Source organism: Streptomyces sp. NPDC000348 (assembly GCF_042898795.1).
Taxonomy (GTDB): Bacteria; Actinomycetota; Actinomycetes; order Streptomycetales; family Streptomycetaceae; genus Streptomyces.
The window spans coordinates 1-22,178 of sequence record NZ_JBIAZD010000038.1; the positions used below are offsets into that span (position 1 = coordinate 1).

At 73.5% G+C, this 22,178-nt stretch carries 18 protein-coding genes; 11 read left to right on the plus strand and 7 right to left on the minus strand.

The window, feature by feature from the left end:
• Positions 1–103: 103 nt before the first annotated feature.
• Positions 104–868, minus strand: coding sequence for a hypothetical protein (locus tag ACFY3N_RS35740; RefSeq protein ID WP_390820949.1), 765 nt, complete (start codon positions 866–868; stop codon positions 104–106).
• A 60-nt stretch (positions 869–928) separates the two neighbouring features.
• Between ACFY3N_RS35740 and ACFY3N_RS35745 the strand changes: the two genes are divergently transcribed.
• The gene (locus ACFY3N_RS35745) at positions 929–1,756 is read left to right on the plus strand and encodes an adenosylcobinamide-GDP ribazoletransferase (protein ID WP_390820950.1); all 828 of its coding nucleotides are present in this window, start codon (positions 929–931) and stop codon (positions 1,754–1,756) included.
• A gap of 21 nt (positions 1,757–1,777) precedes the next feature.
• Here ACFY3N_RS35745 and ACFY3N_RS35750 read toward each other — a convergent pair whose 3' ends face one another.
• The 3 genes from ACFY3N_RS35750 to ACFY3N_RS35760 all read right to left on the minus strand — a co-directional run bounded on the left by ACFY3N_RS35750 (position 1,778) and on the right by ACFY3N_RS35760 (position 4,886).
• On the minus strand, positions 1,778–2,131 hold the full coding sequence (locus ACFY3N_RS35750; RefSeq protein WP_390820951.1) for a hypothetical protein: 354 nt from the start codon (positions 2,129–2,131) through the stop codon (positions 1,778–1,780).
• Between the two features lie 16 nt (positions 2,132–2,147).
• Positions 2,148–3,857, minus strand: coding sequence for a cytochrome c oxidase subunit I (gene ctaD / locus ACFY3N_RS35755; RefSeq protein WP_390820952.1), 1,710 nt, complete (start codon positions 3,855–3,857; stop codon positions 2,148–2,150).
• A gap of 174 nt (positions 3,858–4,031) precedes the next feature.
• The gene (locus ACFY3N_RS35760) at positions 4,032–4,886 is read right to left on the minus strand and encodes an endo alpha-1,4 polygalactosaminidase (protein ID WP_390820953.1); all 855 of its coding nucleotides are present in this window, start codon (positions 4,884–4,886) and stop codon (positions 4,032–4,034) included.
• Between the two features lie 258 nt (positions 4,887–5,144).
• On the opposite strand from ACFY3N_RS35760, the gene ACFY3N_RS35765 reads away from it, so the two are divergent.
• From ACFY3N_RS35765 to ACFY3N_RS35795, 7 genes are all read left to right on the plus strand, one after another.
• Positions 5,145–6,677 carry a leucyl aminopeptidase gene (locus tag ACFY3N_RS35765; RefSeq protein ID WP_390820954.1) on the plus strand — a complete coding sequence of 511 codons (1,533 nt, stop codon included), beginning with the start codon at positions 5,145–5,147 and terminating at the stop codon, positions 6,675–6,677.
• Positions 6,678–7,147: 470 nt separating this feature from the next.
• Positions 7,148–8,536, plus strand: a complete 1,389-nt coding sequence (gene lpdA, locus ACFY3N_RS35770; RefSeq protein ID WP_390820955.1) for a dihydrolipoyl dehydrogenase — start codon at positions 7,148–7,150, stop codon at positions 8,534–8,536.
• Positions 8,537–8,598: 62 nt separating this feature from the next.
• A complete protein-coding gene (gene sucB / locus ACFY3N_RS35775) occupies positions 8,599–10,437 on the plus strand; it encodes a 2-oxoglutarate dehydrogenase, E2 component, dihydrolipoamide succinyltransferase (protein ID WP_390820956.1) in 1,839 nt (612 codons plus the stop codon).
• A 227-nt stretch (positions 10,438–10,664) separates the two neighbouring features.
• Positions 10,665–11,288, plus strand: a complete 624-nt coding sequence (locus ACFY3N_RS35780) for a GntR family transcriptional regulator (RefSeq protein WP_390820957.1) — start codon at positions 10,665–10,667, stop codon at positions 11,286–11,288.
• Positions 11,289–11,798: 510 nt separating this feature from the next.
• Positions 11,799–14,501 carry a pyruvate dehydrogenase (acetyl-transferring), homodimeric type gene (aceE, locus tag ACFY3N_RS35785; protein ID WP_390820958.1) on the plus strand — a complete coding sequence of 901 codons (2,703 nt, stop codon included), beginning with the start codon at positions 11,799–11,801 and terminating at the stop codon, positions 14,499–14,501.
• Positions 14,502–14,564: 63 nt separating this feature from the next.
• Entirely contained in the window at positions 14,565–15,539 is a 975-nt protein-coding gene (locus tag ACFY3N_RS35790) for a helix-turn-helix transcriptional regulator (RefSeq protein WP_390820959.1), read from the plus strand.
• Positions 15,540–15,767: 228 nt separating this feature from the next.
• A complete protein-coding gene (locus ACFY3N_RS35795; RefSeq protein ID WP_390820966.1) occupies positions 15,768–16,286 on the plus strand; it encodes a DUF4240 domain-containing protein in 519 nt (172 codons plus the stop codon).
• A 13-nt stretch (positions 16,287–16,299) separates the two neighbouring features.
• Here the strand turns inward: ACFY3N_RS35795 and ACFY3N_RS35800 are convergent, their stop codons facing one another.
• Both ACFY3N_RS35800 and ACFY3N_RS35805 read right to left on the minus strand, forming a co-directional pair.
• Positions 16,300–16,476, minus strand: coding sequence for a hypothetical protein (locus ACFY3N_RS35800; RefSeq protein ID WP_390820960.1), 177 nt, complete (start codon positions 16,474–16,476; stop codon positions 16,300–16,302).
• A complete protein-coding gene (locus tag ACFY3N_RS35805) occupies positions 16,473–17,285 on the minus strand; it encodes a peptidoglycan recognition protein (protein WP_390820961.1) in 813 nt (270 codons plus the stop codon). Before ACFY3N_RS35805 ends, ACFY3N_RS35800 begins: the two co-directional genes overlap by 4 nt.
• A gap of 288 nt (positions 17,286–17,573) precedes the next feature.
• Between ACFY3N_RS35805 and ACFY3N_RS35810 the strand changes: the two genes are divergently transcribed.
• On the plus strand, positions 17,574–18,758 hold the full coding sequence (locus ACFY3N_RS35810) for a MarP family serine protease (protein ID WP_390820962.1): 1,185 nt from the start codon (positions 17,574–17,576) through the stop codon (positions 18,756–18,758).
• A gap of 34 nt (positions 18,759–18,792) precedes the next feature.
• Here ACFY3N_RS35810 and ACFY3N_RS35815 read toward each other — a convergent pair whose 3' ends face one another.
• Positions 18,793–19,287, minus strand: a complete 495-nt coding sequence (locus ACFY3N_RS35815; protein ID WP_390820963.1) for a GNAT family N-acetyltransferase — start codon at positions 19,285–19,287, stop codon at positions 18,793–18,795.
• A gap of 63 nt (positions 19,288–19,350) precedes the next feature.
• On the opposite strand from ACFY3N_RS35815, the gene ACFY3N_RS35820 reads away from it, so the two are divergent.
• Together ACFY3N_RS35820 and ACFY3N_RS35825 are read left to right on the plus strand one after the other, a co-directional pair.
• The gene (locus ACFY3N_RS35820; RefSeq protein ID WP_390820964.1) at positions 19,351–20,253 is read left to right on the plus strand and encodes a TIGR01777 family oxidoreductase; all 903 of its coding nucleotides are present in this window, start codon (positions 19,351–19,353) and stop codon (positions 20,251–20,253) included.
• Positions 20,254–20,481: 228 nt separating this feature from the next.
• Positions 20,482–21,876, plus strand: a complete 1,395-nt coding sequence (locus ACFY3N_RS35825; protein WP_390820965.1) for an NAD(P)/FAD-dependent oxidoreductase — start codon at positions 20,482–20,484, stop codon at positions 21,874–21,876.
• Positions 21,877–22,178 lie beyond the last annotated feature (302 nt).

A 22,178-nucleotide genomic window follows, 5' to 3' on the forward strand; every position in this document is an offset into this window, starting at 1 on the left:
CCGCGCCCCCGCCCGCCCCCCCCGGGGGGGGGGGGGGGGGGCCCCCCCCGCCCCCGCCCCCCTCGGGGGGGGGGGGGCGGGGGGGGCACGCGGCAGCGCGGGGTCACTCCCGTTCCAGGGGACGCGGCGGCGTCGGGTCCGGTGTGCCGCCGAGCCAGTTCCCGAGGGCCCGGCGGGGGCCGGACCAGCGGCGGTCGTGGTGGTAGGCGCGCAGGATCGCCCGGGCCCGGGCACGGGGACGGCGGCGGTAGAAACGCCGGGCCCACGGCGAGCCCGGCCGGGCCAGCCGCAGCGAGCCGATCACGGCGACGGCCGGAACGATCACACCGAAGACGGCGACCCGCACCTTGCCCTTGCTCAGGGCGATCAGCGCGAACAGGAAGTTCACCCCCACGCTCGCCGCGGCACCCGCGCGGTTCTGGAGCTCCTCCTGGGAGAGGTCGTTGACGCCGAACGGCGCGAACCCCGCCAGCAGCAGTCCGACCAGCGCGGCGGTGAGCACGACCGCCTCGACGCTCTTGCGGCCGGCCTCGGTCCAGTACACGTCGTCGAGGTGCAGGATGAGCGCGAACTCGTCCAGGACCAGCCCCGCGCCGATGCCGAAGAGCACCGCGGCGAAGGCCGGGCCCACCCCCTCCTCGCCGCTCGCCACCGCGCCGAAGCCGCCGACGACCGTGAGGACGACGCCGGGCACGACGTGGTGGATGTGCAGTTCACCCGCCGTGACGTTGCCGAAGGGTCCCTTCCCCGCCCGGATCAGACGGGTGATGGTCCGGGTGATCACGAAGGTGAGGACGAAGGCGGTGAGCGCGAGGAGCAGCGGAAGCTTGCCCGGCTCGATGATGTTCCGATCCAGCCAATGTCCCATATGCGCACTTTATCCACGGCGGCCGCGGACGCCCCGGTGACCGCCGGGTAATCTGCGCCGGTGCCCGCGCCTTCCCCCGAACCCCCCGAGCCCCCCGAGCCCCCCGGGCCTCCCGCCTCCTCCGCCGACGGCCTCCGCTTCGCCTTCGGCACCCTCACCGTGCTCCCGGTCCGGGTCACCCGCTGGGACCGGCCGGCCGCGCGCACGGGCATGCTGTGCGCCCCGGTGGCCGGGGTGGCGGTCGGCGCCCTCTCCGCCGCCGCGGGGCTGCTCCTGCTGCTCCTCGGCGCGGGCGCGCCGCTCGCCGCCGTCGTCACCGTCGCCGTACCGGCCGCCCTGACCCGGGGCCTGCACCTCGACGGGCTCGCCGACACCGCGGACGGGCTCGGCAGCGCCAGGCCCGCCGAGGACGCCCTGCGGATCATGAAGCAGTCGGACATCGGCCCGTTCGGTGTGCTCACGCTCGTCCTGGTCCTGCTGGCCCAGGTGGCCGCGCTGGCCCAGGCGTACGGCCACGACGGGGCGCGGGGCGCGTTCGCCGCCGTCGTCTCGGCGGTCGTGGCACGGCTGGCGCTCACCCTGGCCGCCCGCGCCGGTGTGCCGTCCGCCCGGCCGGAGGGGCTGGGCGCGGCGGTCGCGGGGGTGGTTCCGGTGCCGGGCGCGGTGGCCGCCGCGCTCGCGGTCACCGGGCTCGCGGCGGCCGGGGGCGCGCTCCTGGGGCCGTACGACGCCCTGCGCGCCGTGCTCGCGGTGGTCCTGGCCGTCGCCGTGGCCGAACTGCTGCTGCGGCACTGCGTCCGTCGTTTCGGCGGGATCACGGGCGATGTGTTCGGCGGCCTCGCGGAGACGGCGGCGACGACCGCGCTGGTCGTGTCCGCACTGGGCTGAGACCGCCCGGGAACCGGGTGGTCACCGCCGGGTGAGGACCGTGACGACCGCCGTGCCCGCGCCGCCCACCACCGCCATGGCCGTCAGGGCGACGCAGCGGGCCCGGAGCTGCCGGTAGCGGGCCTCGTACTCGGTGCGCAGCTCGGCCGCCCGGTCGCGGATCCGCACCAGGGTGGCCCGGGAGACGGCGATCCGGTCGGCCCGGTAGACCCGTTCCACGTCCTCGCGCTGCGCGGCCGTCAGCCACGGCAGTTCCCCGGCGAACCGGTCGGCCTGCCGCCGGGCCTCCTCGACCTCGGCGGCCCACAGGAGGTGGCCCTCGAGCCTGTTCAGACCGAGGGCGCTCTCCCGGCGGGGGTTCACACGCTCCTCCATGTTCCGGGCCGTGCTCTCATCGCTGCTTGTCGCCGGGCGCCACGGTCGCGGAGGCCGCGGGACGGTTCTCGAGCTCGTCGAGGGCGGCGAGGTCCGGGTGGTGCAGGTCGAACGCGGGCGATTCGCTGCGGATCTTCGGCAGGGTGGTGAAGTTGTGCCGCGGGGGCGGGCAGGAGGTCGCCCACTCCAGGGAGCGGCCGTAGCCCCACGGGTCGTCGACGCCGACCGGCTCGCCGTACTTGGCCGTCCTCCAGACGTTGTAGAGGAACGGCAGCATCGACATGCCGAGCAGGAACGAGGCGATCGAGGAGACCGTGTTCAGCGCGGTGAAGCCGTCGGCCGCCAGGTAGTCCACGTACCGGCGGGGCATGCCCTCGGCGCCCAGCCAGTGCTGGATCAGGAAGGTGCCGTGGAAGCCGACGAACAGCGTCCAGAAGGTGATCTTGCCCAGGCGTTCGTCGAGCATCTTGCCGGTGAACTTCGGCCACCAGAAGTGGAAGCCGGCGAACATCGCGAACACCACGGTGCCGAAGACCACGTAGTGGAAGTGCGCCACCACGAAGTACGAGTCCGTGACGTGGAAGTCCAGCGGCGGCGAGGCCAGGATGACACCGGTCAGACCACCGAAGAGGAAGGTGACGAGGAAGCCCAGTGCCCACAGCATCGGGGTCTCGAAACTCAGGGACCCCTTCCACATGGTGCCGATCCAGTTGAAGAACTTCACCCCGGTCGGGACCGCGATCAGGAAGGTCATGAAGGAGAAGAAGGGCAGCAGAACGGCACCGGTCGCGAACATGTGGTGCGCCCACACCGTCACCGACAGGCCCGTGATCGCGATGGTCGCGCCGACCAGGCCCATGTAGCCGAAGATCGGCTTGCGGCAGAAGACCGGGAGGACCTCCGTGACGATGCCGAAGAACGGCAGCGCGATGATGTACACCTCGGGATGGCCGAAGAACCAGAACAGGTGCTGCCACAGCAGCGGCCCGCCGTTGGCCGCGTTGTAGATCTGCGCGCCGAACCTGCGGTCCGCCTCCAGCGCGAACAGCGCCGCGGCCAGGACGGGGAAGGCGAGCAGGACCAGCACACCGGTCAGCAGCACGTTCCAGGTGAAGATCGGCATGCGGAACATCGTCATGCCGGGCGCGCGCATGCAGACGATCGTGGTGATGAAGTTGACCGCGCCGAGGATGGTGCCGAAACCGGAGAACGCCAGGCCCATGATCCACAGGTCGCCGCCGATGTTCGGCGAGTAGGGCTCGGTCGACAGCGGGGTGTAGGCGAACCAGCCGAAGTCGGCCGCCCCGTTGGGGGTGAAGAAGCCGGAGACCGCGATCAGTGAGCCGAACAGGTACAGCCAGTAGGCGAGCATGTTCAGCCGCGGGAAGGCGACGTCGGGCGCGCCGATCTGCAGCGGCATGATCCAGTTGGCGAAACCGGCGAACAGTGGCGTCGCGAACATCAGCAGCATGATCGCGCCGTGCATCGTGAACGACTGGTTGTACTGCTCGTTCGAGATGACCTGGATGCCCGGCCGGGCCAGCTCGGCACGCATCACCAGCGCCAGGATCCCGCCCACCAGGAAGAAGCCGAACGACGTCGTCAGGTACAGCGTGCCGATCGTCTTGTGGTCCGTGGTCGTCAGCCACTTGACCACGACGTCGCCACGCCTCTGGCGCCGTACCGGCAGCTCGTCCTCGTAGGTCTCCTTGTCGAATGAGCCCACTGTGCTCTTGTCCGCCACTGTCCAAGTCCTCCTATGGGCTCGGGAGAGTTCCGAAGGCAGCTTGACGGGACGATTCCCGCTTGTGCCCGAAGTCGGACGCCGTGGCGCACTTTCCACTCGGCATTCGGGTGATGCGGGGTTTTCCGCCCCCCGCGCGTTGACGGGAGCCGGTTCTCAGCAGGCCCGCCGCCACGCGTCGAGTCCGTACTTCTTGAGCAGGGAACTCAGCCCCAGCCGCCGGGAATCGGCGCAGAAGCGATCGGTGGTCAGCTCGTACTCGACGTGGAAGACGGCCTTGTCCGCCTCGACGAACGGCGTCAGCTCCGCGCACTCGCCGTACTGGGCGCACTGCTCGTTGACCGCGAAGTCGAAGTCGTCGACCGGTTCGGGGATCTGGTCCAGGTCGTTCTTCAGGCCGACGGCCATGCCGCGCTCGTGGGCGAGCCGGGCGACGAGCCGGTTGCAGCGGAGCTGGTCGTCGGCGGTGAGCGGGAACCCGGTGCGGTTGCGGTAGCCGTCCATGTTGTCCGGCTCCACCGCGTCGAAGCCCTTCTCCCGGCACATGTCGAGGCGCTCGGCCATGAGCGGCTCCAGCACGTCGGTGCGGCGGATGTCGAGCCGGCGCTCGCCCTCCCAGCCGTTGCCGCGGCCGATCACCGACTTCGGGAAGTCGTCCGCGTCCGGGCGGAAGTCCTCCCAGGCGCCGGTGGAGAGGTGGCAGATGACCTTCCGGCCGGCGCGGTGCAGCCTCGCGACCGTCTCCTTCGCGTGGTCGAAGCCGTCGATGTCGTAGACCGGGACGTCGACGGAGGTGTCGAGCCGTCCGCCGAGCCGCCACTGCCAGTCGGTGCCGGGCCGGGGCCGCCGGCGGTCGCCGGCCGGCGTCTTCGCGGCGTCGTCGGCGCCGGGTCCGGGCGCGGTCGCACAGGCGCCGGCAGCAGGGCGAGCAGCGGGACAAGGAGGAAGGGGCGTCTCATCGGGCGGTCTCCGAAGCGGGCGGCGGTGCGGTCGGCACCGCGGGCGGCACACCGGGACCTCAAGGATGATCGTCGCCCCCGGGCGCGGCGGCGGGGCCCGGAACACGGCCGCGGCCCCGCCACGGGGTGAGCGCCCACGGGAATGAGCGAACGCACACACGCGCGTAGGCTCGTCCCGAGTGTCCGCCGCACCGGGAACGACCCCGACGGGGCCGCACCCGCGCGTCGCGACTAGGGTCGGCTGCCGGGCCCGGTCGACCCACACACTTCGGCCACAGCAACTTCACATCGGAAGCGAGATTTCACCACCGTGACTGCTCTCACTCTCAGCACCGCCGCGGTCCCCGGTCTGCGGGCCGACGCGATCGTGATCGGTGTCGCCAAGGGCTCCGCGTCAAAGCCCGGGGGCCCCGTCGTCGCACCGGGCGCCGAGGCCGTGGACCAGGCGTACGACGGCAGGCTCGCCGGCGTCCTGGAGACCCTCGGTGCGTCCGGTGCCGAGGGCGAGGTGACGAAGCTCCCCGCGCCGGCCGGCTTCAAGGCGCCGCTCGTGGTGGCGGTGGGCCTCGGCGCCCGGCCCGAGAAGGACGCCGGTTACGGCACCGAGGCGCTGCGCAGGGCGGCCGGTGTGGCCGCCCGCACCCTCGCCGGCGCCAAGAAGGCCGCGTTCGCCCTGCCCCTGACGGACGCCGCCGGCGCCGGTGCGGTCGCCGAGGGCGTGCTGCTCGGCGCGTACTCCTTCGACGCCTACAAGGAGAACGGCAAGGACAAGAAGAACGGCAAGGCGCCGCTCGCCGAGGCCGCGCTGCTCGGCGGCAAGCCCCGCGACAAGGCGTACAAGGCCGCGGTCGAGCGCGCCACCGCCGTCGCCGAGGAGCTCAACCGCGCCCGCGACCTCGTCAACACCCCGCCGAACGACCTCAACCCCGAGGCGTTCGCGGCCGTCGCCCAGGCCGCGGCCAAGGAGCACGGCATCAAGGTGCAGGTGCTCGACGAGAAGGCCCTGGCCAAGGGCGGCTACGGCGGCATCCTCGGCGTCGGCGCCGGCTCGGCGTCGGGCCCGCGGCTGGTGAAGCTGTCGTACACCTCGTCCAAGGCGAAGAAGCACCTCGCGCTGGTCGGCAAGGGCATCACCTACGACTCGGGCGGCATCTCGCTGAAGCCGGCCGGCCACAACGAGACGATGAAGTGCGACATGAGCGGTGCCGCCGCCGTGTTCGCCGCGGTCGTCGCCGCCGCGCGCCTCGGCCTGGAGGTCAACGTCACCGGCTGGCTGGCGCTGGCCGAGAACATGCCGTCCGGCTCGGCGACGCGCCCCGGTGACGTGCTGCGCATGTACAGCGGCAAGACCGTGGAGGTGCTCAACACCGACGCCGAGGGCCGGCTGGTGCTGGCCGACGCGCTGTGGGCGGCCTCGCAGGAGAAGCCGGACGCGATCGTGGACGTCGCGACGCTGACCGGCGCGATGATGCTGGCGCTGGGCAGCCGCACGTTCGGGATCATGGCGAACGACGACGCGTTCCGCTCCGCGGTGCACGAGGCGGCGGAGGAGGTCGGCGAGCCGGCGTGGCCGATGCCGCTGCCGGAGCACCTGCGCAAGGGGATGGACTCGGCGACCGCCGACATCGCCAACATGGGTGAGCGGATGGGCGGCGGGCTGGTCGCCGGGCTGTTCCTGCGCGAGTTCGTGGGTGAGGGGATCACCTGGGCGCACCTGGACATCGCCGGGCCGGCGTTCAACGAGGGCGGGCCGTTCGGGTACACGCCGAAGGGCGGGACGGGGTCGGCGGTACGGACGCTGGTCCGGCTCGCGGAGCTTGCGGCGGCGGGCGAACTCGCCTGACGACGCCCCGTGCGCCGGGGGCGCGGGGAGTGACGCGACTGCGGGCCCGTCGTGGCCGGTCGCGCCCGCGCGGCGGAGCCGCGGACCGGGCACGGCCCCGCGCCCCCTTTGGTCGGCTGCGGCCGGCCTTCTCGGCAAGTGCCGCCCACCGGTCGCGCCCCTCCGGGGGCGCGGGGAACCGCGCCGGCACCCCCCACCGACCCGCACCGACGGAATCACGGGGGCAGCGCCCCTCAGGGGTGTGGGGAGCTCCGCCGGACCGGGTGGCCGGGGGGCGAGGAGGAACCCCCCTTCAAGGAAGTGGGGTGTCTCACACCACGGCCCGGCGTCTCGTTCGGGGCCCGCAGGTGCGAAGATGGGGCTCGGCAGGACAGGGCCCCACCTAAGGGCCGAGAACATAGAGCGGCCGGACACCAGCCGCCGACCGGTCACTGGAGACCGGCGTGGCGCACATGCATGGAGGACGTGACGTGGCGAACGACGCCAGCACCGTTTTCGACCTAGTGATCCTCGGCGGTGGCAGCGGTGGTTACGCCGCGGCCCTGCGCGGGGCGCAACTGGGCCTGGACGTCGCCCTGATCGAGAAGAACAAGCTCGGCGGCACCTGCCTGCACAACGGCTGCATCCCCACCAAGGCCCTGCTCCACGCGGGCGAGCTGGCCGACCAGGCCCGCGAGAGCGAGCAGTTCGGCATCAAGACGACCTTCGAGGGCGTCGACATGGCGGGCGTGCACAAGTACAAGGACGACGTGATCGCCGGCCTGTACAAGGGTCTGCAGGGTCTGGTCGCCTCCCGCAAGGTGACCTACATCGAGGGTGAGGGCCGGCTGTCCTCCCCCACCTCCGTCGACGTGAACGGCCGGCGTGTCCAGGGCCGCCACGTCCTGCTGGCGACCGGCTCCGTGCCGAAGTCGCTGCCGGGTCTGGAGATCGACGGCAACCGCATCATCTCCTCCGACCACGCCCTCGTCCTGGACCGCGTGCCGAAGTCCGCGATCATCCTGGGTGGCGGCGTCATCGGTGTCGAGTTCGCCTCCGCGTGGAAGTCCTTCGGCGCCGACGTCACGATCGTCGAGGGCCTCAAGCACCTCGTCCCGGTCGAGGACGAGAACTCCTCCAAGCTGCTGGAGCGCGCCTTCCGCAAGCGCGGCATCAAGTTCAACCTGGGCACCTTCTTCCAGAAGGCCGAGTACACCCAGGACGGTGTCAAGGTCACCCTGGCGGACGGCAAGGAGTTCGAGGCCGAGGTCCTGCTCGTCGCCATCGGCCGCGGCCCGGTCTCGCAGGGCCTGGGCTACGAGGAGCAGGGCGTCGCCATGGACCGCGGCTACGTCCTGGTCGACGAGTACATGCGCACCAACGTTCCCACCATCTCCGCCGTCGGTGACCTGGTCCCGACCCTCCAGCTCGCGCACGTCGGCTTCGCCGAGGGCATCCTGGTGGCGGAGCGCCTGGCCGGTCTGAAGACCGTCCCGATCGACTACGACGGTGTCCCGCGGGTGACGTACTGCCACCCGGAGGTCGCCTCCGTCGGCATCACCGAGGCCAAGGCCAAGGAGATCTACGGTGCGGACAAGGTCGTCGCCCTGAAGTACAACCTGGCGGGCAACGGCAAGAGCAAGATCCTGAAGACCGCGGGCGAGATCAAGCTCGTCCAGGTCAAGGACGGTGCGGTGGTCGGCGTCCACATGGTCGGCGACCGCATGGGCGAGCAGGTCGGCGAGGCCCAGCTGATCTACAACTGGGAGGCGCTGCCGGCCGAGGTGGCCCAGCTCATCCACGCCCACCCGACGCAGAACGAGGCGATGGGCGAGGCCCACCTGGCGCTGGCCGGGAAGCCCCTCCACTCCCACGACTGACGCCCTCGGTCATCGGGCGCGACGACACAGACTTCCGCACTTTTAAAGGAGCAACCGAAACCATGGCGGTTTCCGTAACCCTTCCGGCGCTCGGCGAGAGCGTCACCGAGGGCACCGTCACCCGCTGGCTGAAGGCCGAGGGTGAGCGCGTCGAGGCCGACGAGCCGTTGCTCGAGGTCTCGACCGACAAGGTCGACACCGAGATCCCGGCCCCCGCCTCCGGCGTGCTGTCCTCCATCAAGGTCGCCGAGGACGAGACGGTCGAGGTCGGCGCCGAGCTGGCGCTGATCGACGACGGCAGCGGTGCTCCCGCGGCCGAGCAGGCCCCGGCCGCCGAGCAGGCCCCGGCTGCCGAGCAGGTGGCCCCGCCGGCTCCCGCCCCGGAGCCGCAGGCCCAGCCCTCCACCGAGCAGGCCGCCCCGGCCCCGGCGCCCACCGCCGAGGCCGCGGCCGGCGGCGGCTCCGCCCAGGGCACGGACGTGGTCCTGCCCGCGCTCGGCGAGTCCGTCACCGAGGGCACCGTCACCCGCTGGCTGAAGTCGGTCGGCGACACCGTCGAGGCCGACGAGCCGCTGCTGGAGGTGTCGACGGACAAGGTCGACACCGAGATCCCCGCCCCCGCGTCCGGCACGCTGCTGGAGATCGTGGTCGGTGAGGACGAGACCGCCGAGGTCGGCGCCAAGCTCGCCGTCATCGGCGAGGCGGGTGCCGCCCCGGCCGCCGCCCCGGCCCCGGCCGCCCCCGAGGCCCCGGCGCAGCCCGCGCCCGCCCCGGCCCCGGCCGCCGCCCCGGCTCCTGCTCCGGCCGCTCCGGCTCCTGCTCCGGCCGCCCCGGCTCCTGCTCCGGCCGCTCCGGCCCCGCAGCAGGCCGCCCCGGCGCCCGCTCCGGCTCCGGCCGCTCCGGCTCCGGCCCCGCAGGCGCCCGCGGCCCCGGCCACCGCCGCTCCCGCCGCCGCCCAGGCCACGGACGAGGGCGCCTACGTGACCCCGCTGGTGCGCAAGCTCGCCGCCGAGAACGGCGTCGACCTGTCCACCGTCAAGGGCACCGGCGTCGGCGGACGCATCCGCAAGCAGGACGTGCTCGCCGCCGCCGAGGCCGCGAAGGCCGCCACCGCAGCCCCGGCCCCGGCCGCCGCGGCGGCGCCCGCCGCGAAGAAGGCCCCGTCCCTCGAGGCCTCCCCGCTGCGCGGTCAGACCGTGAAGATGCCGCGGATCCGCAAGGTCATCGGCGACAACATGGTCAAGGCCCTGCACGAGCAGGCCCAGCTGTCCTCGGTGGTCGAGGTCGACGTCACCCGCCTGATGAAGCTGCGCGCCCGCGCCAAGGACGCGTTCGCGGCGCGTGAGGGTGTCAAGCTCTCCCCGATGCCGTTCTTCGTCAAGGCCGCGGCCCAGGCGCTGAAGGCGCACGCGCCGGTCAACGCCAGGATCAACGAGGCCGAGGGGACCATCACCTACTTCGACACCGAGAACATCGGTATCGCGGTGGACTCCGAGAAGGGCCTGATGACCCCGGTCATCAAGAACGCCGGCGACCTCAACCTCGCCGGTATCGCCAAGGCCACGGCCGAGCTGGCGGGCAAGGTCCGCGGCAACAAGATCACCCCGGACGAGCTGTCCGGCGCGACCTTCACCATCAGCAACACCGGTTCGCGCGGCGCGCTGTTCGACACGATCATCGTGCCCCCGGGCCAGGTCGCGATCCTCGGCATCGGTGCCACGGTCAAGCGTCCGGCCGTCATCGAGACCGAGGAGGGTACGGTCATCGGCGTCCGCGACATGACCTACCTGACCCTCTCCTACGACCACCGCCTGGTGGACGGCGCCGACGCGGCCCGTTACCTGACGGCGGTCAAGGCGATCCTGGAGGCGGGCGAGTTCGAGGTCGAGCTCGGTCTGTGAACCAACCCGTGATCGCGTGATCCGCGGTCGCCGACACGGTCGTACGGTGCCCCCGTCGGGGAAGCCCTCGAGGCTTCCCGGGCGGGGGCACCGGCGTATGGAACGTGTAAGTCTCGTCTCACCTGGGCGAAAGCGCCCCTGTGCGCCCCACCCGCACGGGCTCGCGGCCGTATTGTCTAAGCGTCAAAGCCCCCCGGGGGCCCGTGGGCCCCGCTAAGGAGCCCCTCATGACCGCGCCCGTCGTCCACTCGCTGCGCGAACAGATCCGCGAGCACATCCTGGAAGGGATCATCAGCGGACGCTGGCAGCCGGGCGAGCGGATCGTGGAGCGGCGGATCGCCACCGAGCTGGAGGTCAGCCAGACGCCCGTGCGGGAGGCGCTGCGCGAGCTGGAGTCGCTGCGGCTCATCGAGTCGGCGCCCAACAAGGGTGTGCGGGTACGGAATCTGACGGCCGCCGACCTGGAGGAGAGCTACCCGGTGCGGGCGGGCCTGGAGGCGATCGCGGCGGAGCTTGCCGCGGGGCGGCTGGCGGAGGACTGCTCGGCGCTGGAGCCGCACGTCGCCGCGCTGTACGAGGCGGACCGGCTGGCGGACGGGACGGCGCAGGTGCGGCACACCGTGGCGTTCCACCGGGAGCTGGTGCGGGCCGCGGGCAACTCGGTGCTGCTGCACACGTGGGAGGGGCTGGGGATCGAGGTGTTCACGGCGCTGTCGATACGGTGGCTGGGGACCGTGCAGCAGTCGTACGCGGAGGAGCACGAGGAGCTGGTGGCCGCGTTCCGGCGGCGGGATCCGCGGATCGCGGAGCTGGTCAAGGCCCATGTGCTGGGGTGCGCGCCCCGGGCGTGACGGGTGGGTTCTTCGCCCCCGCCGCCCCTTCCCGCCCCGTCCCCGGGGGCTGCGCCCCCGGACCCCCATGCGCGGTTCCCCGCGCCCCCATAGGGGTGCGGGGAACCGCGCGAGCAACCCCCACCCACCCGCACATCGGGGTCAAAGGGACAGCGCCCCTTGAGGACGATGGGGGTCCCCCCGCTCGAGCGAAGTCGAGAGTGGGGGAGGAGCCGAGAGCGGTGGAGGGAAGGGGCGGCGGGGGCGGGAGAAAGGCAGGGCGCACGCCCGGATGCTCGTTCGCGGCCACCGCGTCTCACCTGCGCAAACGCCCCGACCGGACAGTCACCCCGTGCCACCGCCGGAGGCACCCCGTGCCGACTTTCTCGAGATCGAGAGATTTTGCCCCTCAACCCTTTGATCGATCATCGATCAGCGAGTTACAGTCGCCAGCGGGCTTCCACCCGAGCCCTCCGCCCTGTCCTGCCAAAGACACAAGGGCACCCCCCTTCGACTGAGGAAGGCGGCGACATGACCGACCCCAACGCCATCCAGCCGAGCGAGCTCGACCAGCTCCCGGACCGCGACCCCGAGGAGACCGCCGAGTGGCAGGCCTCCCTGGACGCCGTCACCAAGGCGGCCGGGCCGCACCGTGCCGCGTACCTGATGCGCCGCACGCTGGAGCGTGCCGAGGGCGCCGGCCTCGCACTGCCGAAGCTCCTCGAGACGGACTACGTCAACACCATCCCCACCGCCGCCGAGCCCGCCGTGGACGGCGACGAGGCGCTGGAGCAGCGGATCACCGCCTGGAACCGCTGGAACGCGGCGGCCATGGTGACCCGCGGCAGCAAGTACGGCGTCGGCGGCCACATCGCCACCTTCGCCTCCGCGGCCTGGCTGTACGAGACCGGCTTCAACCACTTCTTCCGCGGCAAGGAGGGGGACGGCTCCGGCGACCAGCTCTACATCCAGGGCCACGCCTCCCCCGGCATCTACGCCCGCGCCTTCCTCGACGGCCGGATCGGCGAGCAGCAGCTCGACAACTTCCGCCGTGAGGCGGGCGGCAACGGCCTGCCGTCGTACCCGCACCCGCGGCGGCTGCCCTGGCTGTGGGAGTTCCCCACCGTCTCCATGGGTCTCGGCCCGATCTCCGCGATCTACCAGGCGCGGTTCAACCGCTACCTGACCAGCCGCGGCATCAAGGACGTCTCCGACTCCCACGTGTGGGCGTTCCTCGGCGACGGCGAGATGGACGAGCCCGAGTCGACGACCGCGCTCACCCTCGCCTCCCGCGAGCAGCTGGACAACCTGACCTTCGTCATCAACTGCAACCTGCAGCGCCTCGACGGACCGGTCCGCGCCAACTTCAAGATCGTGCAGGAGCTGGAGGCCCAGTTCCGCGGCGCCGGCTGGAACGTCATCAAGACCCTGTGGGGCACCGCGTGGGACGAGCTCTTCCGGCTCGACACCACCGGCGCGCTGGTCCGCCGGCTGCGCGAGGTGCCGGACGCGCAGGTGCAGACGTACCAGACGCGCGACGCCGCCTACATCCGCGAGGACTTCTTCGGCAAGGACCCGGCGCTCGTCGAGATGGCGAAGCTGCTGAGCGACGACAAGATCCTCGAGTGCTTCCACCTCTCGCGCGGCGGCCACGAGTCCCGCAAGGTGTACGCCGCCTACAAGGCCGCGCTCGCCCACAAGGGCGCGCCGACCGTGATCCTGGCGCAGACCGTCAAGGGCCACACCCTCGGTGAGGGCTTCGCCTCCAAGAACGCCAACCACCAGATGAAGAAGCTGACGGTGGACGAGTTCAAGGCGATGCGCGACCGGCTGGAGCTGCCGGTCTCGGACGCCCAGTTCGTCGACGGCCAGGTCCCCTACGTCCACCCGGGCGCCGACTCCCCCGAGGTGCGTTACCTCCAGGAGCGCCGCGCCGCCCTCGGCGGTCCGGCCCCGGCCCGCCGGGTGCACCCGGTCGCGCCGCTGCCGCAGCCCGCCGACAAGGCGTTCGCCGCCTTCGACAAGGGCTCCGGCTCGCAGAACGTGGCCACCACCATGGCCTTCGTCCGCCTGGTCAAGGACCTGGTCCGCGACAAGGAGACCGGGAAGCGCTGGGTGCCGATCGTCCCCGACGAGGCGCGCACCTTCGGCATGGAGAGCCTCTTCCCGTCCCTCGGCATCTACTCGCCGATGGGCCAGACGTACGAGCCGGTCGACCGCGACCAGCTGATGTACTACAAGGAAGCCAAGAACGGGCAGATCTTCAACGAGGGCATCACCGAGGCCGGTGCCATGGCCGAGTTCGTCGCCGCCTCGACGTCGTACGCGACGCACGGCGAGACGATGATCCCGTTCTACATCTACTACTCGATGTTCGGCTGGCAGCGCACCGGCGACCAGATGTGGCAGCTCGGCGACCAGCTCGGCCGCGGCTTCCTGGTCGGCGCCACGGCCGGCCGGACGACGCTGACGGGCGAGGGCCTGCAGCACGCCGACGGCCACTCCCCGGTCATCGCCGCGACCAACCCGGCGGCGCTGACGTACGACCCGGCGTTCGCGTACGAGATCGGCGTCATCGTCAAGGAGGGCCTGCGCCGGATGTTCGGCGAGGCGAAGCCGGACGAGGACCAGAACGTCTTCTACTACCTGACGGTCTACAACGAGCCGCTGCCGCAGCCCGCCAAGCCGTCGGCGGCCGGCATCGACGAGGGCATCGTCAAGGGCCTGTACCGCTTCAACACGGCGGAGTCCGCGGGCCTCACCCCGGCGGCGAACGCCCCGCGCATCCAGCTGCTCGGCTCCGGTACGGCGATCCACTGGGCGCTGAAGGCGCAGCGGCTGCTCGCCGAGGAGTGGGGCGTGGCCGCCGACGTGTGGTCCGCCACCTCGTGGACCGAGCTGCGCCGGGACGCCATGGAGGCGGACGAGGCGCTGCTGCGCGGCGAGGACCGGGTGCCGTTCGTCCGGCAGGCGCTGCAGGGCGCCGAGGGCCCGGTGCTGGCGGTCTCCGACTACATGCGCCAGGTCCCGGACCAGATCGCGCAGTGGGTCGAGCAGGACTACTCGTCGCTGGGCGCCGACGGCTTCGGTCTGTCGGACACCCGGGACGCGGCCCGCCGCCACTTCGGCGTGGACGCCGAGTCCATCGTCGTCGCGGCCCTGGCCCAGCTCGCCCGGCGCGGCGAGGTCCAGGCCACGGCCGTGAAGGAAGCCCGCGAGAAGTACGGCCTGTAGGGCCCGGATCACGACAGGAGACCCCCGCCCCGCCCGGCGGGGGTCTCCTGCATGATGGGGCGCATGCGCGCTGCCCGCCTGATCAAGATGGTGTTGCTGCTCCAGTCCCGTCCCTCGATGACCGCCGCCGAGCTGGCGCGGGAGCTGGAGGTGTCGGAGCGGACGGTCACCCGGGACGCGCAGGCGCTGTCGGAGGCCGGGGTGCCGGTCTACGCGGACCGGGGGCGGATCGGGGGCTACCGGCTGGTCGGCGGGTACCGGACGCGGCTGACCGGGCTGGCGCGCGGTGAGGCGGAGGCACTGTTCCTGTCCGGAGTGCCGGGGGCGCTGCGCGAGATGGGGCTGGAGGACGCGGCCTCGGCGGCCCGGCTGAAGGTGTCGGCGGCCCTGCTGCCCTCCCTCCGGGACGCCTCCCGCACGGCGGCGCAGCGGTTCCACCTGGACGCCCCGAACTGGTTCCGCGAGCCGGTCACGCCCGAGCTGCTGCCGGCGGTCGCGGACGCGGTGTGGGACGACCGGCGGATCACCGCCCGCTACCGGCGCGGCGAGGACGATGTGGAGCGGGAGCTGGAGCCGTACGGGCTCGTGCTCAAGGCGGGCGTCTGGTACCTGTGCGCGCGGGTCACGGACGGCGGGTCCTTCCGGGTGTACCGGATCGACCGGTTCACCGCGGTGGAGGCGGGCGGGGAACGCTTCGGGCGCTCGGCGGACTTCGATCTGCCCGCGTTCTGGGAGGAGCGGGCGGAGCAGTTCGCGCGCTCCCTCCTGCGCGCGGAGGTCGTGGTACGGCTGTCGGCGGAGGGGGCGCGCCGGCTGCCGCGCGCCGTGGACCCGCTGTCCGCGCGGGAGGCGCTGGCGCGGGCCGGGGAGCCCGACGACGGGGGGTGGGTGACGGTGACGCTGCCGGTGGAGTCCGAGGAGGTCGCCCACGACCAGCTGACGGCGCTGGGAGCGGAGGTGGAGGTGCTGGCGCCTGTGTCCCTGCGGGAGCGGTTCGCGGCGGAGGCGGTGCGGCTGGCGGAGCTGTACGGGCGGTGAAGGGGGGCGTCCTTTCCGGCCCCTGGGTTCTTCGCCCCCGCCGCCCCTTCCCTCCCGCACTCCCGGCTTCGCTCGAGCGGGGGGACCCCCATCGTCCCCGGGGGCTCCGCCCCCGGACCCCTTCGCGCCCACGCGGCGGAGCCGCATGTCGGCACAGCCCCGCGCCCCTGGGTCGTTCCCGCACTGCGGGTGCGTCCTGGTGCCGCAGGGCCGATGCTGGACCTCGTGATGGACGAGACGGAGTTCTGGGAGCTGGTGGACACCGCCCGCGAGGACGCCGGGGGCGATCCCGAGGAGCAGGCCGACCTGCTGGTGGAGCGGCTCGTACGGCTGGACCCGGAGGAGGTCCTGGACTTCGCCCGTCACTTCGAGTCCCGCTACCACCGCGCCTACCACTGGGACCTGTGGGGCGCCGCCTGGGTGCTGCTGGACGGGGCGAGCGACGACGCCTTCGACTACTTCCGGTGCTGGCTGATCGGCCAGGGCCGGGAGGTGTTCGAGGGCGCGCTGCACGACCCGGACGCGCTGGCCGGTCTGCTGGACGACTTCGACGAGGAGATCGACGGCGACGGCGAGGACCTCGGCTATGCGGCGGACGAGGCGTACGAGCAGCTCACCGGCACGGTGGCGCCCGACCTCGACCTGCCCCCGGCCCCCGCGGAGCCGGAGGGCACGCCGCTCGACTTCGAGGACGAGGCCCTGCTCGCCGAACGCTATCCGCGGCTGTGGGAGTGGTTCCGGGACTGAGCGGCGAGCCGGTTCACAGGCGCCGGTGCGGGCTCGGCACATGGCGCAGGGGCGCGGCGTTGGCCTGCACGAGGGCGGCGGCGGTGTGGGCCGCCGGGCCCAGGACCACGGCGGCGGCGGCGCACAGGGCCGTCCAGGGGCGGCGCAGGGCGTCCGCCCAGGTGGTACTTCGGTCGGGCGTGTCGTTCATGGGACCTGCTCTTCGTTCCGTGTGTCGTCGTTCCGTACGGCGGTCTGTGCGCCGTCGGGCAGGTGGCCTTCGGTGTCACGTCCCTGGAGGCGGGCCGCCAGGGTCCTGATCTCCGGGAGGCGGGCCCTGAGGGCGGCGCCCGGGCAGTCGGTCTCGTAGCCGTCGCTGTGGCCGGCGACCGCGGGCAGGGTGGCGGTGGTGCCGGCCGCGTAGCGGCTGCCGTCGTTGCTGGAGACCAGCCGGACGTCGGCGCGCGGGTCGGTGCCGGAGGTGCCGAGCTTCCAGGCGGCCACGGCGGCGATCGCGCGCAGCATCTCCGGCGGCACCCGAGTGCCCTCGGTGAAGGTGCCGAGGGCGGCGATCCCGGTGGTGCGGTGGTTGAAGCCCTGGGTGTGGGCGCCGGTGACGGGGCGGCCGGTGCCGCCCGCGCGGCCCTCGTAGACGGTGCCGCAGCGGTCGACGACGAAGTTGTAGCCGAGGTCGTCCCAGTCGCGGGCGCCGGTCTGGCCCTCGTACAGGCCCCGGATGATGCCGGGGGCGTCCGCGCAGTCGTAGCCGTTGGGCGAGTCGGTGTGGTGGACGAAGACGGCGACGACCTCGTCGTCGTAGCGCGGCGGCGGCTGTTCCCGCGCGGCGCCGCCCAGCCAGCCGGAGCGGGGCACGACGGCCGGCCGGGGCGCCCGGTGGGCGGCCGTGGCCCGCGCGGCGCCGCGGGGGGCGTCCTCGGCGGCGTCCTCGACGCCGTAGGCGCACAGCACCAGGGCGACGGCGGCGGCCACGCCCGGCAGACAGCCGAGCGGCGCCGTCACGGCCCGCGGCGGACGCGGGGAGCCGGGCCCGCCGGGTATCCGGGGGGAGCGGCGCTTCCGCGCTCCGCGCGGTCTCCTGGGGACACGCATGGTCCCACTGTGGGCCGGTCCGCCCGGGCCTGCGATCCGTGCTGCGCCACCCGGTGGAACCATCGCCTCGGTCCGCGACGTTCTCCCCGGTGCACGCGCGCGTGGCCGCATCCCCGCGGCCGTCGCGCGCGTGGCTGATCACCGGGCCCCTCCCCCACGTACTGATGGGCCGGTGGTCCCGAGAGAAAGGCGGCGTGCGTGGACCTGCTCGACATCCTCCTGTTGCTGGTCGTCCTGGCCTACGCGGCGTCCGGTTACCGGCGCGGGCTGCTGGCGGGCTGTGTCTCGCTGGCCGGTTTCGTGGGCGGCGCGGTCGTGGGCGTGTGGATCCTGCCGTGGGTGATGGACCTGGTGACGCCGGGGACGACCCGGGCGACGGTGACGGCCGTGTTCACGGTGCTGCTGCCGGCCGTGGCGGGCCACGAACTGGCGGGGCGGCTGGCGCTCAGGCTGCGGCGGGAGCTGGACCGGGGCCCGCTGCGGGTGGCGGACGGGGCCGGCGGGGCGGTGGCCAACTCGGTGGCCGTGCTGATCGTGGCGTGGGTGGTGGCGAGCGTGCTGGGCGCGTCCTCCTCCCCGCTGGTGACGTCGGCGATCCGGGACTCACGGCTGCTGGGCGCGGTGCAGGACGTGATGCCGGACACCACTCCGGGCTGGTTCTCCCGGGCGACGTCGGCGCTGACCGAGGCGGGTTTCCCGCAGGTCTTCAACCCGTTCGAGAACGAGTCGACCGCCGAGGTCGCCGCGCCCACCGGCGACAGCGTCACCGCGGCCGCCACCCGGGCCGCGCAGCGCAGCACGGTGAAGGTCGAGGGCGTCACGGGCGCCCAGGGCCGCGAGGGCAGCGGCTTCGTGTACGCGGCGGAGCACGTGATGACCAACGCCCATGTGGTGGCCGGCATCGACGAGCCGACCGTGCGTGTGGGCGGGGTGGGCCGGACGTACGGGGCGCGGGTGGTGCTCTTCGACCCGCGGAAGGACGTGGCCGTGCTGTACGTGCCGGACCTGCGGGCGCCCGTCCTGGAGTTCGACGACGACGCCGGGCGCGGCGACTCGGCGGTCGTCGCGGGCTACCCGCAGGACGGCGACCTCGACCTCCAGGCGGCGACGGTCGCCGGCCGGCTCCAGGCCCGGGGGCAGAACATCTACAACGACGCGGCGGTCACCCGCGAGATCTACTCGATCCGCTCGACCGTCCGCCCCGGCAACTCCGGCGGCCCGCTGCTGACCACGGACGGCCGGGTGTACGGCGTGGTGTTCGCGCGCTCCACCTCGGACACCGAGACCGGCTACGTGCTGACGGCGGACGAGGTGGCCGACGACGCCGGGCGCGCGGCGGACGCGACGGCGCCCGTGGACACCGGGGAGCCGGTGACGTCGTAGCCCCCGCGGCCCCCGTGGTCCTCGCGGTCCCTCCTCAGACCAGCGACCGCCCCATCATGACGTCGTCGACGTACTCGCCCCCGACGAAGAACTCCTCCGGCTGCACGCCCTCCACGACGAAGCCCTCGGACTCGTACAGCGCGCGGGCGGCGGTGTTGTGGCCGAGCACGCGCAGGGTGATCCGGCGGGCGCCGCGCTCCCGTGCCTCCGCGACGGCGGCCCGCACCAGGGCCCGGCCCACGCCCAGGCCGCGCGCCTCCTCGGCGACGGCGAGGCCGCGGATCTGCCGCACGTGCGCGTTGGTGGCGAGTTCGGTGGCGAAGCCGAGGCGGACGTACCCCACGATCCGGCCCCCGTGCTCGGCGACGAGGTGGTCCCGGGGCCCGGACCGCTCGCTGAAGAACGAGTCGTGCGCCGGCCGCGGGACGACGGCGTGCACGGTGGACCAGGTCTCCCGGTCGAGGCGGGCCAGCTCCCCCTCGTCGCCGGAACGGGCGATGCGTATGGACGGCTCGGGCATGAGGGCCACTGTACGGCCGGGTCCTGACGCCCCCGCCGTGCATTTCGAGCCGTGCGGGGCAGGATGGACGCCATGGAACGTTCCCGAATCGCGGTGGCCGGTGCGTCCGGGCTCATCGGTGGCGCGCTGGCCCGGTCCCTGACGGCGGACGGGCACGAGGTGGTCCGGCTGGTGCGGAGGGAGCCCCGGGCGGCGGACGAGGTCCGGTGGGACCCGGAGCGCGGGTCGGTGGACGCGGCCGGCCTCGCCGGATGCGACGCGGTGGTCAATCTGGCGGGCGCCGGGGTCGGCGACCGGCGCTGGACGCCGGCCTACAAGGAACGGATCAGGACCAGCCGGATCGGGGGCACGACCGCGCTCGCCGAGGCCGTCGCGGGGCTGCCCGGGGACGTACGGCCCCGGGTGTTCCTCAACGGCAGCGCGATCGGCTACTACGGCGAGACCGGCGACCGGGCGGTGGACGAGAGCGCGCCGCCGGGCGAGGGCTTCCTGCCGGAGCTGTGCGTCGAGTGGGAGGCGGCCGCGGCACCGGCGCGTGAGGCGGGCGTGCGGACGGTGCTCGCGCGCACCGGGCTGGTGGTGGCGCGCGAGGGCGGGGCGTGGGGCAGGCTCTTCCCGCTGTTCCGGGCCGGGCTGGGCGGCCGGCTGGGCGACGGGCGCCAGTACTGGTCGTTCGTCGCGCTGCACGACGAGGTGGCCGCGCTGCGCCATCTGCTGGACGCCGACGGGCTGTCCGGGCCGTTCAACCTGACCGCGCCGCATCCGGCGACCAACCGCGAGGTCACCGAGGCGATGGCGCGCGTGCTGCACCGGCCGGCGGTGTTCCCGGTGCCGGCGCCGGTGCTGCGGAAGGTGCTCGGGGAGATGGCCGGGGACGTCCTCGGCAGCGCCCGGGTGCTGCCGGCGCGGCTGCTGGAGTCCGGCTTCCGATTCGCGTTCCCCCGGGTCGAGGGGGCGGTCCGGGCGGCGCTGTGAGCGCCGGTGTGACCACGGTCCGCCCGGAACCGGTCCGGCTCTGAGCCCTCTGCGACCACACCGTGCTCAGCCGGCGTGCGTATGCGACCGTCGTGCGCCCGTGCTCTGCCCGTGCGCGACTGACCGGGCACTCGGCCACGGCCCTAACCTCGACCAGAACTCGGGTATCCCTGGGGCCTGTTGAGGGCATGACGTCTCCAGCGCCCGCGCAACCTCGAGGAGGGGCACGTGCTTGAGCCCACGTACCAGGCGGACGTCGTCGTCGTGGGAGCCGGGGTCGCCGGACTCTCCGCGGCTCGACGGCTGACCAGCGCAGGAGTCACCACCGTGGTCCTGGAGGCCGCCCGCGAGGTGGGCGGCCGGATGGCGACCGAGCAGGTCGACGGCTTCCGGCTCGACCGGATCGGACGGTTGCTGTCCACGGCATATCCCGAACTGCGGCCGGCCGCGGGCCTCGACGGGCTGGTGCTGCGGCCCTTCGCGCCCGGCGTCCTGCTGCACAGCGACGGACGGCACCACCGTGCGGGCGTGCAGCCGGGAGTGCGGAGCGCGAGAGGCGCACTCCATGCCGTACGCGCCCTGGCGAGCGCCCCACGGCCGGGAGGAGGGCCCAGAAGGCCGGTGGCCGTACCCGGGCGGCAGGTGTCCGTGCCCCGCAGCCGTACCGGCGCCCCCCTGGGGACGGCGGTCGACCAGGCCCGGCTGGGGGCCGCGTTCAGCAAGCTCGCGGGCACACCGGTGGAGCGGCTGCTGGCCCGGCCCGAGACGACGGCGGCCGAGGCGCTGCCGGCCCGGGGCCTGCCCGCCCGGACCATCGACGGCTTCCTGCGCCCCCTGCTCGCCGCCCTGCTGTGCGATCCGGACCTCACCACGTCCAGCAGGTGCGCGGACCTGGCGCTGCGGGCGTTCGCGAGCGGGCGGCTGTGCGTGCCGGAGGGCGGCGCCGAGGCGCTGCCGCGGCAGCTGGCACGGACGCTGCCGCCGGGCACGGTGCACACGGGGGTGCGGGTCACCTCCGTGTCGACGACCTCGGTGACCACCGCGGAACACGGGGAGTTCCGGTGCGGCGCGGTGCTGGTCGCGACCGGGGGGCGGGACGCCGCCGAGCTGCTGCCCGGACTGCGGGTGCCGGACTTCCACCCCGTGACGGTGGTGCACCACAGCACCGACGAGGCCCCGGGGACCGGCGCCTCGCTGCTGCTGGACGCCGAGCGGGGCGGGCCGGTGGCGCACACGGCGGTCGTCAGCCGGATCGACCCGTCCCGGGCCCCGGCCGGGCGCGCCCTGGTCAGCTCGACGGTCCTGGGGCCGCCCGCGCCGGGGATCGACGCGGCCGTGCGCACGCACCTGGCCCGGCTGTACGGCGTGTCGACGGCGCGCTGGGAGACGCTGGGCGTGCACCACACCGCGGAGGCGGTGCCGGTGATGCGGCCGCCGCACGATCTGCGGCGGCCGGTGCGGTTGCTGGCGGGGCTGTACGTGTGTGGTGACCACCGGGACACCGGGACGGTGCAGGGGGCGTTGCACTCGGCGCACCGGGCGGCGGCGGCGATCCTGGCGGATCTGGGGGCGGAGCGGTCCCTGCACGTGGCGGATCCGGTGCCGAGCGCTCGCGCGGCGTGACCTGAGGGTCGGTCGGGCGGGGTGTCGCGGGTGCCCCGCGTGGGCACGGTCGCGCGGTCCGGCGCGTTTGCGGGATGCCCCGCGTGGGCACGGTCGCGCGGTCCGGCGCGTTTGCGGGATGCCCCGCGTGGGTGTGGGCCGAGGGGTGCTCGCGCAGCCCGGCGCTTACGGGGTGCCTCCCCCAGAGGGGGTACCCCCAGCGCCCACCCTCCCCCACTCTCGGCTCCTCCCCCACTCTCGGCTTCGCTCGAGCGGGGGGACCCCCATGAGCGGGGGGACCCCCATCGCCCCAGCGGCACGAC